This window comes from Proteus sp. G2669, from assembly GCF_009915245.1.
GTDB lineage: Bacteria > Pseudomonadota > Gammaproteobacteria > Enterobacterales > Enterobacteriaceae > Proteus.
Genome location: NZ_JAABLX010000008.1, coordinates 139,092 through 154,428, shown reverse-complemented (window position 1 = coordinate 154,428; position 15,337 = coordinate 139,092). Strand labels below are relative to the sequence as shown.

The 15,337-nt window shown below is 39.2% G+C and carries 11 protein-coding genes; 7 read left to right on the top strand and 4 right to left on the bottom strand.

The features are described from left to right. Positions 1-2 precede the first annotated feature (2 nt). The 3 genes from GWI68_RS01180 to GWI68_RS01170 form a co-directional block, all read right to left on the bottom strand. Positions 3-2,987: a virulence factor SrfB gene (locus GWI68_RS01180; protein WP_166539154.1), complete on the bottom strand. Its 2,985-nt coding sequence runs from the start codon at positions 2,985-2,987 to the stop codon at positions 3-5. A gap of 3 nt (positions 2,988-2,990) precedes the next feature. Next, positions 2,991-4,475 carry an SrfA family protein gene (locus GWI68_RS01175; protein WP_208105079.1) on the bottom strand — a complete coding sequence of 495 codons (1,485 nt, stop codon included), beginning with the start codon at positions 4,473-4,475 and terminating at the stop codon, positions 2,991-2,993. Between the two features lie 571 nt (positions 4,476-5,046). Beyond that, positions 5,047-6,570 (bottom strand): VWA domain-containing protein, encoded by a 1,524-nt coding sequence (locus tag GWI68_RS01170; RefSeq protein WP_166539152.1) that lies wholly within the window; start codon positions 6,568-6,570, stop codon positions 5,047-5,049. Positions 6,571-7,003: 433 nt separating this feature from the next. Between GWI68_RS01170 and GWI68_RS01165 the strand changes: the two genes are divergently transcribed. The 6 genes from GWI68_RS01165 (at position 7,004) to GWI68_RS01140 (ending at position 12,808) form a co-directional block, all read left to right on the top strand. Next, entirely contained in the window at positions 7,004-7,783 is a 780-nt protein-coding gene (locus GWI68_RS01165) for a class I SAM-dependent methyltransferase (RefSeq protein WP_109409009.1), read from the top strand. Between the two features lie 19 nt (positions 7,784-7,802). Beyond that, positions 7,803-9,377 (top strand): nickel ABC transporter substrate-binding protein, encoded by a 1,575-nt coding sequence (gene nikA / locus GWI68_RS01160; RefSeq protein WP_166539151.1) that lies wholly within the window; start codon positions 7,803-7,805, stop codon positions 9,375-9,377. A gap of 62 nt (positions 9,378-9,439) precedes the next feature. Continuing rightward, entirely contained in the window at positions 9,440-10,366 is a 927-nt protein-coding gene (gene opp1B, locus GWI68_RS01155; protein ID WP_109409007.1) for a nickel/cobalt ABC transporter permease, read from the top strand. A 2-nt stretch (positions 10,367-10,368) separates the two neighbouring features. Next, positions 10,369-11,238, top strand: coding sequence for a nickel/cobalt ABC transporter permease (gene opp1C / locus GWI68_RS01150; protein ID WP_109409006.1), 870 nt, complete (start codon positions 10,369-10,371; stop codon positions 11,236-11,238). After that, positions 11,216-12,031, top strand: coding sequence for an ABC transporter ATP-binding protein (locus GWI68_RS01145; protein ID WP_166539150.1), 816 nt, complete (start codon positions 11,216-11,218; stop codon positions 12,029-12,031). The genes opp1C and GWI68_RS01145 overlap by 23 nt, the downstream gene beginning before the upstream one ends. Before the next feature lie 24 nt (positions 12,032-12,055). After that, positions 12,056-12,808 (top strand): dipeptide/oligopeptide/nickel ABC transporter ATP-binding protein, encoded by a 753-nt coding sequence (locus GWI68_RS01140; protein WP_166539149.1) that lies wholly within the window; start codon positions 12,056-12,058, stop codon positions 12,806-12,808. Between the two features lie 51 nt (positions 12,809-12,859). Here the strand turns inward: GWI68_RS01140 and GWI68_RS01135 are convergent, their stop codons facing one another. After that, a complete protein-coding gene (locus GWI68_RS01135; protein WP_109409003.1) occupies positions 12,860-13,288 on the bottom strand; it encodes a hypothetical protein in 429 nt (142 codons plus the stop codon). A 437-nt stretch (positions 13,289-13,725) separates the two neighbouring features. Here GWI68_RS01135 and GWI68_RS01130 point away from each other — a divergent pair, with 437 nt between their 5' ends. Then, complete coding sequence (locus GWI68_RS01130; protein ID WP_109409002.1) at positions 13,726-15,312, top strand: FGGY-family carbohydrate kinase; 1,587 nt, start codon at positions 13,726-13,728, stop codon at positions 15,310-15,312. Positions 15,313-15,337: the final 25 nt, after the last annotated feature.

The following is a 15,337-nucleotide window of genomic DNA, read 5'->3' as shown; positions in this document are numbered from 1 at the left end:
ATTCATTTACCTAGTACACTCCCGCTATCCAGCCAATAGGATGTTTCACCAATACCACTGTCTGCTAACGTATTGAGTTTGAAGCTTAAACCACTCTTATTAACGCCACCTTTACCATTAATGAGCTCCATTTCTTCAATACGTAATTTTTCAGATTTATTGTCATTATTATGGCTAGAGGCTCCGCGCTCTTCTCCTAGCTTGATATGCAATACGCTGTCTTCTTGGCTTAATTGTTGTGCCAATTTCGGATTTTTAATGCGTAATGTATAGAGTGGCGAGGCTGGCCAACGAGCATTATCTAATTGACGGAAACCTAAACGTATCCCGCCTCTGACTTCAAAATAGGTATCTGGATCAGGCTCAAACTTATCCTGAATATCTCGGTAATAAACGTCATTATCAGAAATGGTGTTGTTATTATCCAACATCCCTAAATAACGCACTGTTGAGTAAGTTTTAAAATTACCTGTTGAGAAATAGAAGTTGAGCAAACGTGCATTTTCAGCCATTAAACACAACATCGCACCAACCGCAGCGGTTGATTTTGGATCATCAATGCGGCCTTTTTTGTTAAACGGATACCAACCACCCGTTTTGTAACCATGTAATGGCAATATACGAGAAGGTGGTACAGGTTGTAATACTTTTAACAGTGCTTGAATACCTGGTAAGCGAGAAGGGCGGCCTGTAAGTAGTAAAACATCACAGGAGTAGTAATAAAGCACCTCACACAGTGCTTTTAAACTACGGGTGATGTTAATACGTTCACCTGAAATAAATTCAGCGTGTAGTTGTGTAAAGTTAATTTGCACTGGCACATTCAAGATAGAGAAACTATCTCCGCCACCTAACTCTTTATTGGCGGCATCGTCAATATAACGTCGCACATGCTCTGTTGGTTGAACATTTAGCAATTCACCAAAGGTGCTGTTAATGCCTTCATGAGGCACTAATGGATCGAAGTTTTCGTATTGGCTTAAAATACGTAATCCAATTGGATTGAAGATTTGTAAGGTAAGCTGTTGGCGCAACACTTGCTGACCCGCATCTAAACCTTCACTACCAAAAAGAGAAGACATTAGGGCATCGGCATCAGAAATACCCGCGTCTGTTAATGCGGTGCGTAATGCTGGCAAAACACACATCTGGATGATATCTAATAAAATATCATCACCCGCAATTTTGAATCCTTCGCGGAATAATTGTGTTGGAATAATTTTGACGTTACTTCCTGTTCCCGTATCCAGTTTATAGCGAGTGATAACGAGATCGGTTGTGCCACCACCAATATCAATTGAGGCAATTTTTAATGTGCTATCACCCGTTAATGCGCGGTTATCTTCACGCACTTGGCTGGCAAAAAAGGCTTCAGTACGCTCACCAAATTTAATTTGTGTTTCGTTGTAGAGATAAACTAATTGACCACAAGTGGCTTCATCCCACTTAACGTGGATATTAGGCATTGGTATGCGACATTGGGTATCTTTGCCATCAAAATTCAGTTTTTCGTCAGTCGGATCCCAATTCATTGCTTTCCAAATTAAGCCTAATGCGTTTTCCATGCATGTTTCAAAAATAGCACGCTCTGGTTTTGGCATTGCGGGTGGAATAGTCAAAATGATATTGCGTAATTGACGAGGCGCACTTGCGTGACTCATTTTAAGACGCTGAGCCGGGCTGTTCATTTGCGTTAATGCCTGAGCTAATACTTCGGTTAACATCATGGTCATTAATGAACTACGTGTGTAGTTTGGCGTAAAGACAGGCATGCGAAAGTCAGGCTCTAAACGGAATAACGGTTCACCATGATCGTTAAGCAGATAGGTCATAGGTACAGCAGTTGCCAATGGTTCTCTGTCTGTTTGACCAAAGGAGCGACTAAAGCGCCAACCTGGAGAATACGGCGAATCATCCCATAAATAACGTTTAGGGCTTGAAATACCTGTTGAGCCTTCGGTTCCTAAGCGTTGTGCCGCCATGCGGTTAGCTTCAGGGCCAACGCGACCAATAGTTGGCCACATAAAGGCATTATTTCTCCCACTACTGACTGAAAAGTCTTGTTTACCAAATTCCGCTTGCGCAAATTCAACACGGCTTTCAAAAGGCTCGTTGTAGATTTGATAAGGGTGGCTTAAATCACGCAATGTCATTTCATAAAGTTGAGTTAACCCTTTATTATCATTGATATGATCTTCAATTAAGATCCCACATGTACGTGAGTTACCCACATCAAGAATAAGGTCAACTTCAATGGCAGGCTCTTGTGGTTTGGTTTCATTAATTTTGATCTCAGGTAAGTGGAGTTTCTCACCTAAGATATTGAGCAGATTGAGATAATGTGCTTGATGTTGAAACTCTTTAATCGCTTCTTCAAGTTCATCATGGTATATCTTAGTGACTGCTAGTGCTCTTTCACTAAAGACTTCCTTTAACCAACCATCAATCCAAGGTGTTTCAAGGAAATTTTCTACCTCATAACCTAGATAAGCTAGTGCAAAAGCAACACCAGAACGAACATCTTCTTCGTTTGGTGCTAGATAAGCCGTATTAGTGCGATTGGGTTCAATGCGAGTATCAAAAGCCACTACAATGCGATGTGTATGCCCGTCTTCATCTGGCTCTGGCAGTTGGTGAAACATCATTCTCACCCAGTTATCAGGGCCTTGAGAGAATGAACGTGGCGGATTAAAGCGGAAAAATGGTACTGGTAACCAAGTGTCATTGAGTAAATTTAATGACTCATCAAGAGAGAAGCTAAATTCTGCTTCTCTAGGCGTTTGTGGTTGATTTTTCGGCGCTGGATAAAGATAGTTATCGTCTCGCTCATTGTAGATGAGTCGCATTAACGGGCCGTTTTCACCTTTTTTAACAAACTCACCGTACTCTTTGCGCTGTGGTAGCGTAAAACCAAAATCCAGAAACTGAATATTGCTGTCACGGATAAGGGTAATTTTATCTTTATAATCGGTCAGTGGCGCTAACATGAATTAATTATTCTCCCGCTTCATTGATAATGGGAATGGCTGACTGTTCTCATATTTCCCTTGGCAATCAGCAATATTTTGGCTTCCTGGTTGGCAAATAATATTTGGCATCAAATAGTTTGAGCCATCACTACACAGAGCCTGACCTTGGTTATTTATATTCAGTCCACCTTGATTGACGGCTGCGTTAACAGGGGCTTTGCAGGTCACGCCATCACTGCGTGTCATGACGACTTGTCCTTTGCCATTATCTAATTGATAGTTCAGGCTCAGTGGTTTACCTGTTTTTTGATCTTGAATACCTGCACCTGCTTTCCATTGGCCATTAAGGAATTGGGTTGAGCCATTGGCTAACGCATTTGCAGGAATAGTCAGTGGTGTTGTGTTATCAGCCGTGGCTGGTGGTGTGACATCTGGTGGTGCATTAGGATCAACCGGAGGGTTAGCAGTATTGTTCTCATTTCCTGCATTTTGAGGAGTATCTGTTTTCGGTTGCTCATTTTGTGTTGCGGGATCAACAGGAGGCACATTTGGTTGTTGTGCCTCATCGGGCGTTGTTCCATCAGGTAAAGCACCTTGGTTATTATCTATTTGAGGATCAACCACGGGTAAACCAGTATTAGGATCAACTATTGCACCGTTCCCATCAGTGCCATTAATCACATTTCCATTGGCATCTACGGTGCCTAATGTACTTGTGTGAGCTGTACCTGTTGGAACACCAACGGTGTGGCCATTAGTGACCACAGTAGGGACTTTTGGCTTCTCAAGCGTAGGATCAGGTAGCTTAGGCGCTTCAATATCTGGCGTTTTAATATCGACGGTTGGTAATGTCGGTGTTGAGAAACAGCCTCTTAAGAAGAAAATAGCGAGTAGTAGTAATAATAAAGGTAACAGCCACCATAAAAAACGCCACCAAGGGCGCTTTGTGTCAGTAATGATGACTTTTTCTTGTACGGGTGGAATGGCTGTTGATGTTGGTGCTATTGTCGCAACAACGGGTTTTAAGCAAGCAACAGGATCAACTCTTAGTTGTTGATTGGCGCTGACAAATCCCCAAAAGGTAATAATCGGTTGGCCATCAACAATAAAAATATGGTTTTCGTCAGGAAATTGGATTGTTTTACTGAGGAGTGCGCCAAAAAGCTGACTTTCTTTATTTCCATCCCTCTTCTGTTCTTGTTCGCTAAAGGCGATTAAATCATCTTGATTTTTTTTCAGCACAGCATAAGCGGCAGTACGCTCTTCTTCTGAAGCCGCAGACCAAGGGATAACAGAGCCGTCAATCGGTGAATACCAGTCAATACGTTCGCCCGTTTCATTTGGCTGAGGAATGGCAAGGCATTGAGAAATATGTGCCTTTCCTCTTAAACGCAAAGTTTCACGTAGCTGCAGTGCAGAGATATAAACAGCCTGTCCATTTTCTCCCATAGGGAGGTAACTTTCTAATTTACCACTTCGTAAGAATGCTTTATTCACGACGATCATTCCGCTAGGCAAGATTATCTATGGGTAAGTTGGCTTATCCGTAAATAGGCTTTAAGGCTAAAAATAAAGATATAAAATTTATATACATTTTATATTATCAGAAATTGGGTGTCTATCTAGCGGATTATTTAGGGTTAATTAACTGATTATTATTAAAGACTTTTTTATTTTTCTTGAGTAAAAGAGGAATATTGAGATAACGATTATGATAATTAAATAATGACGTTACAGGTTGCGCTATATTTTCTTAAATATACGGATAAAATCACCGATATATTGGTTTTTGCATTAAAAAATAATGAAATAGAAGAAAAAAAAGACAAAATATAAAAAGGTAAACCATCAGATAACATTTGGTCGCTGTGATAGTAATCACAAAATAGGTTTATTCTGAATAATGAGTGAATAAGAAAAGAAACAAAATACGCAATTAAAGAAGGGTCTTAAATAGATAAGATATAGCACCTATTGGCTTCAATATAATAATAAATTATGCGTAATAGGTGAAAAATTTCACCCTCAATGTTGAAACAAAGAGGGTGAAATAAATATTAAAAACTGTAATCAATCATTATTTACAGTTCTTCGGAATATAATCTTCAATCGCTTTTCGAGTCATTAAACTGACCTCATTGGCATTACGCGCAGTGAAGACTTTACCGCCCGTTGCATTTGCCACACAGTTGCCTGCGCCGGTGCCTAAAATATCAACAACGTTAATTACGGCGCGAGGGTGGGCACGTTTTAAAGTTCTGGCTGCTGCGCATGGATCTTGATCGCAAGACTCTAAACCGTCAGATAACAAGACAATAATAGTGTCACGATTATTGCCTTTGATTAGAGAACCCGCTCGTTGAATAGACTCGGCTAATGGTGTGCCACTATCAGGTTCAATACGTTTAATGTAGTTAAGTAATTTTGAGCGTTCATTGCCACCATAAGCAGGACTTGATTTCACTACACCGCAATCTGATGCCACAACGGTAGTAATTTTCATATCTGAAGGAATACTATTAATAATCTTTGTTGCTGCATTTCTTGCCACAGTGATCCGACGAGGTTCGGCATCATAGCCCGCGAAGAGTTTTCCTGTGTTTGCAATAAAGTCTAAATCATCTTCTGTTAAGCTCATACTCAACGCCATTGAGCCTGAAGCATCAAAGATAATAATCACTTGTGGTGCCAGTTCTGGTGGGCGATCTACTGGACACATTTGTTTTATCTTACTGGCTAAGCGATTTTCACAGGTTGCATTCGCTGTCTTTTCTGTCATCCCCGCTTTTTTTAATTCATCTTGTACACAAGCTTCTAGTGGCGTGAGTTTTTTCACAGGCACTGGTTTGGGCACAGGTTTTGGCTCAGGAATGGGTTCCGGTACTGGAACGGGTTCAGGGATCGGCTCTGGAATAGGTTCTGGTACAGGTTCTGGCTCAGGAATAGGCTCTGGCTCAGGTGCAGGTTTTGGTGGTATTACGACGGCAGGTTTTTCTTCCACAACAGGAGGAACGGCCTTGGGATCAAAACACCCTTTTAGCCAAGATGCCAATAAAATTAAAAACAGCAAGAATAAGAAGAGTAATAGCCAACGTAACCAGCGATTGCGTGTTTTGGCTGGCACATTAGCGAGTGCGGCACCCGCAGCCGCGGCACTTGCACCAGCGGTAACTTGTGCAATCGGTGGTGGTAATGGGGTTGTTCGTGGCCACCATGTAATAACAGGTTGCCCATTAATCACATAGACACTTTCACTATCAGGCAGCGTTGATGCCGTATCTAAAAGGTGGCGCTCTTCATCTGTAATTCTGTTTTGCGAAGCTAATAGCGCGGTTTGCGTTTTAATATCGTTAAGGCGTTCATCTAAAATGCGTCTTATCTCTTGTTGTTCTTGGCCTTGTAACGAGGTCAAAGCAACAGGATTACCAGAAACAGCAGAATACCATTCAATGACATCATCCGATTTCTTTTCGGGCGTGGCAAATAGCGCTCGATACTTAGTCGGAAAATGTTGTGTCAGCAATTGGAGTAACTGCTGTTGATGAGTTAAGGCAAAATCGGCGCGGGTAATATCAGCCGTTAATCGTGAAATTCGATTCATATTTTAGAGAGCCTTCGTGACGGCTATATTCGTTTAAAGAGAGAAAATTAAGATATCAATATTACTGACTATAACGGTTTTATTAAAATGGTGAAATTAAAGCGTTCATTTTTTTAATCTAAGGCAAAATAAATTTTTATAGCACTTAGGCTTTAGTTTATTGCTAAATTCGCTCAATTTATTTCTCTATTTTAACAGGCAAAATAATCTATTTGCTTATTTATCTTTTTACCCCTTAGGATGGCGCCTTTATGTTAAAGGCGAAGATTACAAATCAGCCAATTCTCACCATTGAGTGCTGATGAATATTGATATAGCACATAGAGTATCGACGGGTTACAAGGTATGTTACCCACACTATAAAATAGCCAAATCATTTGCTTTTGAGGGAATTTATTCTCCCTCTTTACGTTGATACAACCGTAGGTTTCTGATGACAAATAAAATAAATAATAACCCATTACTTAATGATGTAACTCGTTACTGGAATATCAGAGCAGAAAGTTATAGTGAGTCTAATCAACAAGAATTGCTGAGTGAGAAACAACAAAAATGGCGTCATTTATTATTGGGACATGTTAAGGAGGGTGAAACTTTAAAAGTATTAGATATTGGAACTGGCCCAGGCTTTTTTGCCATTTTATTAGCGTTATCAGGACATGATGTCACGGCAATTGATGCAACGGAAGGCATGTTGCAGGAAGCCAAACAAAATGCACAAACACACAAGGTAAATATTCAATTTATTCGTGGCGATGTACATCAACTGCCTTTTGCCAATGAACAGTTTGATCTTGTTGTCAGCCGTAATGTCACTTGGAATTTAAAAGCACCACAAGTGGCGTATTCAGAATGGTTTCGTGTATTAAAGCCTGGCGGTAGTTTAATTAATTTTGATGCTAACTGGTATTTACACCTTTTTGACGAGACTTATTGGCAAGGTTTTGTCGCAGATAGAGCTCGTTCAATAGAAGAACAAGTTGAAGATCACTATGTGAATACAGATACAAAAGAGATGGAGCGAATTGCCCGTCAACTTCCATTAAGTCAAATAAAACGTCCTCAATGGGACATTAATACGTTGCTAGAGATTGGTTTTAATCGATACATGATAGATACTCGCATTGGTGATTTTGTGTGGAATGAAGAAGAAAAAATTAATTATGGGTCAACGCCGATGTTTATGATCCACGCACAAAAAAACAACGCATAAATAATGAAAGGAGAATAACGTGAAGCCTTTATTTTCGGTGATCCCAACCCTGTTATTAACACTTGCATGTGCATTTCCAGCACTTGCAGATCAAAGCAATAACATACTGGATTATGCCAGTACAAAAGATATTCGTGATATTAATCCTCATCTCTACTCTGGTGAGATGGCAGCTCAAAACATGGTATTTGAATCTCTTGTATTAAATACCGAAAAAGGTGTTGCTCCTTATTTAGCGGAACGTTGGGATATTTCCCCCGACGGCAAAAGTTATACCTTTTATTTACGTCATGATGTGACCTTTAGTGATGGTGAACCGTTTAATGCCAAAGCTGTAAAATTAAATATTGAAGCCATATTAGATAACTATGAACGACATGCATGGTTAGAGTTAGTTCGTCAAATTGATAGCGTTGAAGTTGTTGATGAACTTACCGTTAAATTAAATTTAAAAAACCCTTACTACCCAACATTAACTGAATTAGGTTTAACTCGCCCATTCCGCTTTATTTCGCCAAATTCATTTATTAATGGCAAAACAAAAACAGGTGTTGCGAACTATATTGGTACGGGGCCTTGGGTATTAACTGAACATAAAAAAGACCAATACGCAGAGTTTAAAGTTAACCCAAATTATTGGGGAGAAAAACCTGTATTAAATGGGGTAATGTGGCGGGTGATCCCAGACAGACAAACGATGCTACTTTCGCTACAAAAAGGGGATATTCAGCTTATATTTGGTGCTGATGGTGACATGTTAGATATGGATTCATTTGAAGCTCTTATGGCATCAGATAAATTCAAAACTGAAATGAGCGCCCCAATTGCATCTCGCGCTATTGTGTTAAACAGCAGTCGTCCAATGACATCAAACCAACATGTTCGCCAAGCATTACAATATGCCGTCGATAAAGAGGGGATTGCACAAGGTATTTTAGCGGGTAGTGAAAAAGTCGCTGATAGTTTAATGGCGCGAAGCGTGCCTTACTGTGATTTTGCTTCCCCAACCTATATTTATCGTCCAACAAAAGCGATTGATCTATTAGAAGCTGAAGGCTGGGTATTACCAAAAGGTAAGACTATCCGTGAGAAGCAAGGTGAGAAATTAGAGCTATTGCTCTCTTATAATGTGAATAACGCAGTAGAAAAAGAAATTGCCGAACTTATTCAAGATGATTTTAAAAAGATTGGCGTTGGTCTGACTATTTTAGGTGAAGAGAAACAAGCTTATTTAGATAGACAAAAAAATGGTGATTTTGATTTGCAATATTCGCTTTCATGGGGAACACCTTACGATCCAGCTTCCTTTGTTTCATCTTTTAGAATACCTGCTCATGCCGATTACCAAGGACAAAAAGGATTAGCGAATAAAGCACAATTAGATGCCATGATTGGTGAGCTATTAATTACACCTGATGAAACACGACGTCAGGAATTATATAAAACCTTATTTACGTCATTAGCTGATCAAGCGGTCTATATCCCATTAACCTATTCACGTACTAAGGCTATCCATCGCAGTGAATTAGAAAATGTTGGCTTTAATCCGTCTCAATATGAAATACCGTTTGAAAAAATGTATTTTAATCCGTAATTAAAACGCTCACTTAGATAAGTGTGGCACCTTATATGAAAGTGCCACACTGATTAAATCTGATGCTACGTTATATATTCTGGAGAGTGTTGGCGATATTTCCGCTGGCACTGATGATTTCATTTATTGCTTTTATTCTGTTGGAATTGGCGCCGTCTGATCCTGCGGAAGTCGCATTACGTGTCAATGAAATTGTTCCAACCCCTGAAGCGATTGATGGTATGCGTCATGAGTTAGGCTTAGATAAGCCTTTCTTTACCCGTTATTTTTTATGGTTAATGGCAGGGTTTCAGCTCGATTTTGGCACCTCTTTTCTTACCAGAACCCCAGTTATTCAAGAGATGCTAAGGGCATTACCTCCAACGCTTTGGTTAGCTTCAACGGCTTTATTCTTTACGATTATTTTGGCACTGCCTTTAGCATTGTGGTGTGTGGCTAAACCTCAAAGTTTTACAGATAAATGCATTCGTTTCATTGTGTTTGTTTTAACGGCTATACCTAATTATTGGTTAGGGTTGCTATTGATTTGGGGAGTTGCCGTTTATTTAGATTGGTTGCCAGTCAGCGGGATGTTATCGCCTCAGTCTGTTATTTTGCCTGCATTAGCGCTTTCTTTAGGGTATATCGGTACTTATTTACGGCTGTTAAGAGGTGCGATGTTAAATCAATGGCATCAGCCTTATGTCTTTTATGCCAAAGCGCGAGGATTACCTGACAACCTTATTTTACGTCGTCATATTTTACGAAATTCGCTGTATTCCAGTTTAACGGCATTGGGTATGAGTATTCCAAAGCTAATCGCTGGTACAGTCGTGATTGAAAATATTTTTGCATGGCCGGGAATTGGGCGACTATGTATCAGCGCCATATTTGGTCGTGATTATCCGATGATACAAGCCTATATTTTATTGATGTCACTGTTATTTCTCTTTTTTAACTTTTTGATGGACGTCATTCAAATGATGGCTGATCCGCGGTTAAGGAGATAATGATGTGGCAACTGTTTTGGCAACGACTTGCAAAAGACAAAAGTGCGCAATTGTGTTTATTGGTGATCACGATTGTGGTCATCGCAGGAATATTCGCCCCTTGGTTAGCACCGCATGATCCTACATTAACCTCAATACGTTTGAAATTTAAGCCTATGAGTTTTGATTATCCGTTAGGTACGGATAATTTAGGGCGCTGTATCTTTTCACGATTATTGTTTGGTGTAAGAACCACGGTATTTTATGCCTTATTAGCTATGAGTGTGACATTAATCATTGGCTGGCTAATGGGCATGTTAGCTGGATTTTTCCATGGAAAAACAGACACATTGATTATGCGATTATGTGATGTGGTTTTGTCATTTCCTGCAGAAATTATGATCTTAGCATTAGTGGGAATAATGGGGCCGGGTATTGGTAATATCTTAATTGCCGTTATTTTAGTGAAATGGGCATGGTATGCCAGAATGATCAGAGGGGTTGTTCGTCAATATTCACACCGTAATTATATTGCTTACGCCCGTGTGATTGGTGCGCCTTCTCATCATATTTTACGACGTCACTTATTACCGGTGACTTTTGCTGAAACTATCGTCTTAGCATCAACCGATATTGGCAGTGTTATTTTAATGATCTCGGCGCTCTCTTTTTTAGGGTTAGGTGTACAACCACCGACCCCAGAATGGGGAAATATGCTCAGTGAAGCAAAAAATGTCATGGTATTACATCCAGAACAGATGTTGCCTGCGGGAATTGCTATCACTCTTGTTGTCACAGCCTTTAACTTTTGGGGTGATTTTTTACGTGATGTGTTTGATCCCGATAATCGCCAGTCAGTAGGAGAAAAGCATGAACAACTTACTGACGCTTGAGCATGTTTCTGTTATTCATCAAGAAAGCGGAAAAAAGCTGATTGATGATGTCTCTTTCTCGATAAAGCAAGGACGCACATTAGCTATTGTCGGAGAAAGTGGTAGTGGAAAAAGTGTGATCAGCAAAGCCATTATGGGATTACTGCCTGAACAATTAGCAATATCAGGGGAGATTTTTTTTGCAGGAAAGAAAATCAGTGATGAGGCCTTTTCTCAACATCGAGCTTTATTGGGAACATCTTTAGGTTTGATTGTTCAAAATGGCATGAGTGCGTTTGATCCTTTGATGAAAATAGGCAAGCAAATTAGCCAAACGTTAATCTACCATTTTTCCTATACTAAAAAACAAGCTCTAGAAGAAACTCAATTGGCATTATCTCATGTTTTTCCTCATCAATTTCAATCTATTATACAGGCGTTCCCTCATCAATTAAGCGGCGGACAACTACAACGTGTGATGATTGCGATTGCGCTCGCCTTGTCACCTAAACTATTAATTGCTGATGAACCCACAACAGCGCTTGATGCTCCTCTTCGTCGAGAGATTTTAAAATTGCTCCAGCTTGTCGTAACGACTCATCACTCAACGCTGATTTTTATTTCCCATGACTTAGGGCTCGTGAATGAAATTGCCGATGATATTGTCGTGATGCAAGGGGGGAAAATGGTTGAGTTAGGTGATAAAATAACCGTTTTAACATCTCCAACACAGGAATATACGCGTTATTTAATTAATGCACGGCGACAGCTTTCATTACGTTTCGAGCAATTGATTAATAAAAAAACATATTAATATCATCATAATAAAAGAGACGCTATGTTATTAAACGTTGAGAATATCAGTAAGTTTTATACTCAAAGGAATAACACTTTATTCGGTGAGAAAGTGAAGGTTATTGATGCTCTTTCTTTTAATATAAATACCCAAGAAACTTTTGGTTTAGTGGGGGAAAGTGGCAGTGGTAAAAGCACCTTAGCACGTTTAATTTGTGGATTAGAATTACCAGATAGTGGTGCTATCTATTTGAATAATAAATCAGTGACAAAACGACTTCATCGTCAAGGTATTATTAGTATTGTTTTCCAAGATTATACAACATCCGTTAATCCCACATTAACGGTTGGCGAAATTATTGCTGAGCCAGTAAAAATAGTGGACCCAAGTATTCATCATCAGGCATTAGAAAAGCTGATTTTTGCTTTTTTAGATAAAGTGGGATTACCTAAAAATTGTTATCGGCGTTATATATATGAACTGTCAGGTGGGCAGGCACAACGGGTATGTTTATGTCGTGCATTAGCTTCTTACCCTAAATTGATTGTATTAGATGAAGCGCTTAGCTCGTTAGATATTCCTACCCAAGTACAGATATTAGATTTATTAAAACAGTTAAAAGAAGAATTCCAATTATCTTACCTTTTTATCAGTCATGATATTCAAACGGTTGCTTACTTTTGCGATAAAGTTATGTTCTTTTTACAAGGTAAGAAAATTGAATTATGTGAGGTAGATAATCTAGGTAATGTTGCGCATGATTATTCTAAAAAACTTATTCAATCTGTTATCTAATTAATAAACAGCAATACTTTTAAGTATTGCTGTTTGCTGAATTTAATCTATTTAGAGATTATTCATTAAGTGTTCTTGAACGGCTTTTGCATCATTTGAGGCATTGAAATCAATACCGAAATTTAGCGTACCTTCTTTGAGTTCAATACTACGAGGCGTTGCTTTAGAACAGGTGATATTCTGTATTTTTTCTTTTACTGTTTCTTGGGCGATTTTAGAGCTTTCACAGGTATTTATTACACCTTTTAGTCCTTCACTACAATAACTATCAACCCCTGTTGTTTTTAAATCATCAGCAGTAAATGCAGACCAATCAAAAGCAACTTTTATATTGGCATCACAGCTTTTATTTAAATCAACAACACGAGATTGAATATTCTCTTCAAATTTTTGGTGTAATTCTTTTTCTGCTAATGTCGCTGAAAAAGCAGAAGAGGAAATAAGCAGTAGAGAGAGACTGACAGCAATATTTTTCAACATGATCAAATGCTCCAAAAATGAATATATAAATTTAAATTAACTTATTAAAAATAAAACAATGGGAAGTTATAACAATAGGAAGATGATTATTTTTAGTACTTTACTCTTTTTTGAATAATATTTTTAATTATTAGTGAGATGTCTTTTAATAAAATCATTTTATGATAAGCCTATTAATACTTTAATAGGTATTTTTACTCAGTCATTAATTAAATGTTCGTTATATTTATAACGAACATAATCGATTCAGTACTTCATTTAAATTATCAATAAAGTGAAATAAATAAATTGCCATTAAAATCAACCGATTAAATTATTGATGTAGATCTGCATCACAAACCAATCTTATTGTGATTGTTTTTTCATCATGCTCGAATTAACTTGCTAACTCGAAGTAGCAAAAATTAGCATAGCGTTAGCAAATGATGAGGGTTCGCATGGAACAACAATATTTTATTGGCGTTGATGTTGGCTCAGCCAGTGTCCGTGCAGCGGTATTTGATAGCAATGGAAAGCGTTTAGGCTTTTCTGTTCGCCCTATTGCCCAATTCCGTCCTAAAACGGATTTTGTTGAGCAATCATCCACCGATATTTGGCAGCAGGTGTGCACTACCGTAAAAGAGTCGGTGGCGTTATCTGCTATTGATCCTATCCATGTGAAATCTATCGGTTTTGATGCCACTTGTTCTTTGGTTGCTGTGGATAAAGAAGGTAAAGGACTTTCTGTTTCGCCAAGCGGTAACGCTGAACAAGATATCATCATGTGGATGGATCACCGGGCTGTACAAGAAACGGTCACCATCAATCTGACCAATGATCCTTCACTGCGATATGTCGGTGGTGAAGTGAGTATCGAAATGGAATTGCCGAAAATTCTGTGGTTAAAAAATCATTACCCAGAACGTTATCAAAATGTATGGCGATTCTTTGATTTAGCTGACTTTTTAGTTTGGAAAGCAACATCAGGAGATGTAGCAAGTACCTGCACATTAACCTGTAAATGGAACTATTTAGCACATCAGGGACAATTTAGTGAGAGTTTGTTAGCCGATGTAGGTTTGGATGAATTATTAGAAAAAGTACCACAAACCATTCTGGCATTAGGTGAACAAGCAGGTTGTTTAGATGAGGCGGTTGCCAATGCATTTGGCTTGCACACAGGGGTCATTGTTGCTTCAGGCATTATTGACGCACATGCAGGTGGCTTGGCATTAACAGCATCACAACCTGAAGGTAGTTTGGCAATTATCAGTGGTACGTCTAACTGCCATATGATTGTGAGCCAATATCCAATTATGGTACCCGGCGTTTGGGGTCCTTATTTTGGCGCGATGTTACCCGAGTTATGGCTAAACGAAGGCGGCCAAAGTGCTGCTGGTGCGTTAGTTGAATGGTCTATCCGCCGTCATGAATCATGGGCTGAATTAGAGCAAGAAGCGAATGAAAAAGGCGTTAACTACTATGCCTTATTAAACGAAGCTGTCGCTGAATTGGAAGAAAATGAACAATATCCAACCACACAGTTTCATGTTTTAGCTGACCATCATGGCAATCGTTCTCCGCGCGCCAATCCTGCGGCAAAAGGCATGGTAAGCGGGTTAACACTGGAAAGTGGTCGTGTTGCATTGGCTCGTTATTATCTTGCGACACTGCAATCTATTGCTTATGGCACACGCCATATTATTGACACACTTGAAGATGCTGGACATCAAATCAATCGCATCGTGATGTGTGGTGGAGCAACGAAAAATCCATTGTGGCTACGCGAATATGCCAATGCGACAGGTCGTGAAATTCATTTAGCACAAGAAGAAGATGCGGTGAATTTAGGGGCTGCATTACTAGGTGCTGTAGCGTGTAAAGCCTTTGATGATTTCTCAAAAGCTGCCAGTGCAATGGTGAGAGAAGGTGGCATTATTACACCAGATAGCGACACGTTTGCCTTCCATCAAGCTAAATATCAAGTTTATTTGCAGATGTATCAAGATCAGCAACGTTATAACGAAATGATGTCAGATTGTTGACCACGAATTTTTCCGATTATGAACC

Coding starts and splice junctions, on each gene's coding strand:
- GWI68_RS01180 (WP_166539154.1), bottom strand. CDS start 2,987: ATGTTAGCGCCACTGACCGATTATAAAGATAAAATTACCCTTATCCGT.
- GWI68_RS01175 (WP_208105079.1), bottom strand. CDS start 4,475: ATGATCGTCGTGAATAAAGCATTCTTACGAAGTGGTAAATTAGAAAGT.
- GWI68_RS01170 (WP_166539152.1), bottom strand. CDS start 6,570: ATGAATCGAATTTCACGATTAACGGCTGATATTACCCGCGCCGATTTT.
- GWI68_RS01165 (WP_109409009.1), top strand. CDS start 7,004: ATGACAAATAAAATAAATAATAACCCATTACTTAATGATGTAACTCGT.
- opp1B (WP_109409007.1), top strand. CDS start 9,440: ATGCTACGTTATATATTCTGGAGAGTGTTGGCGATATTTCCGCTGGCA.
- opp1C (WP_109409006.1), top strand. CDS start 10,369: ATGTGGCAACTGTTTTGGCAACGACTTGCAAAAGACAAAAGTGCGCAA.
- GWI68_RS01145 (WP_166539150.1), top strand. CDS start 11,216: ATGAACAACTTACTGACGCTTGAGCATGTTTCTGTTATTCATCAAGAA.
- GWI68_RS01140 (WP_166539149.1), top strand. CDS start 12,056: ATGTTATTAAACGTTGAGAATATCAGTAAGTTTTATACTCAAAGGAAT.
- GWI68_RS01135 (WP_109409003.1), bottom strand. CDS start 13,288: ATGTTGAAAAATATTGCTGTCAGTCTCTCTCTACTGCTTATTTCCTCT.
- GWI68_RS01130 (WP_109409002.1), top strand. CDS start 13,726: ATGGAACAACAATATTTTATTGGCGTTGATGTTGGCTCAGCCAGTGTC.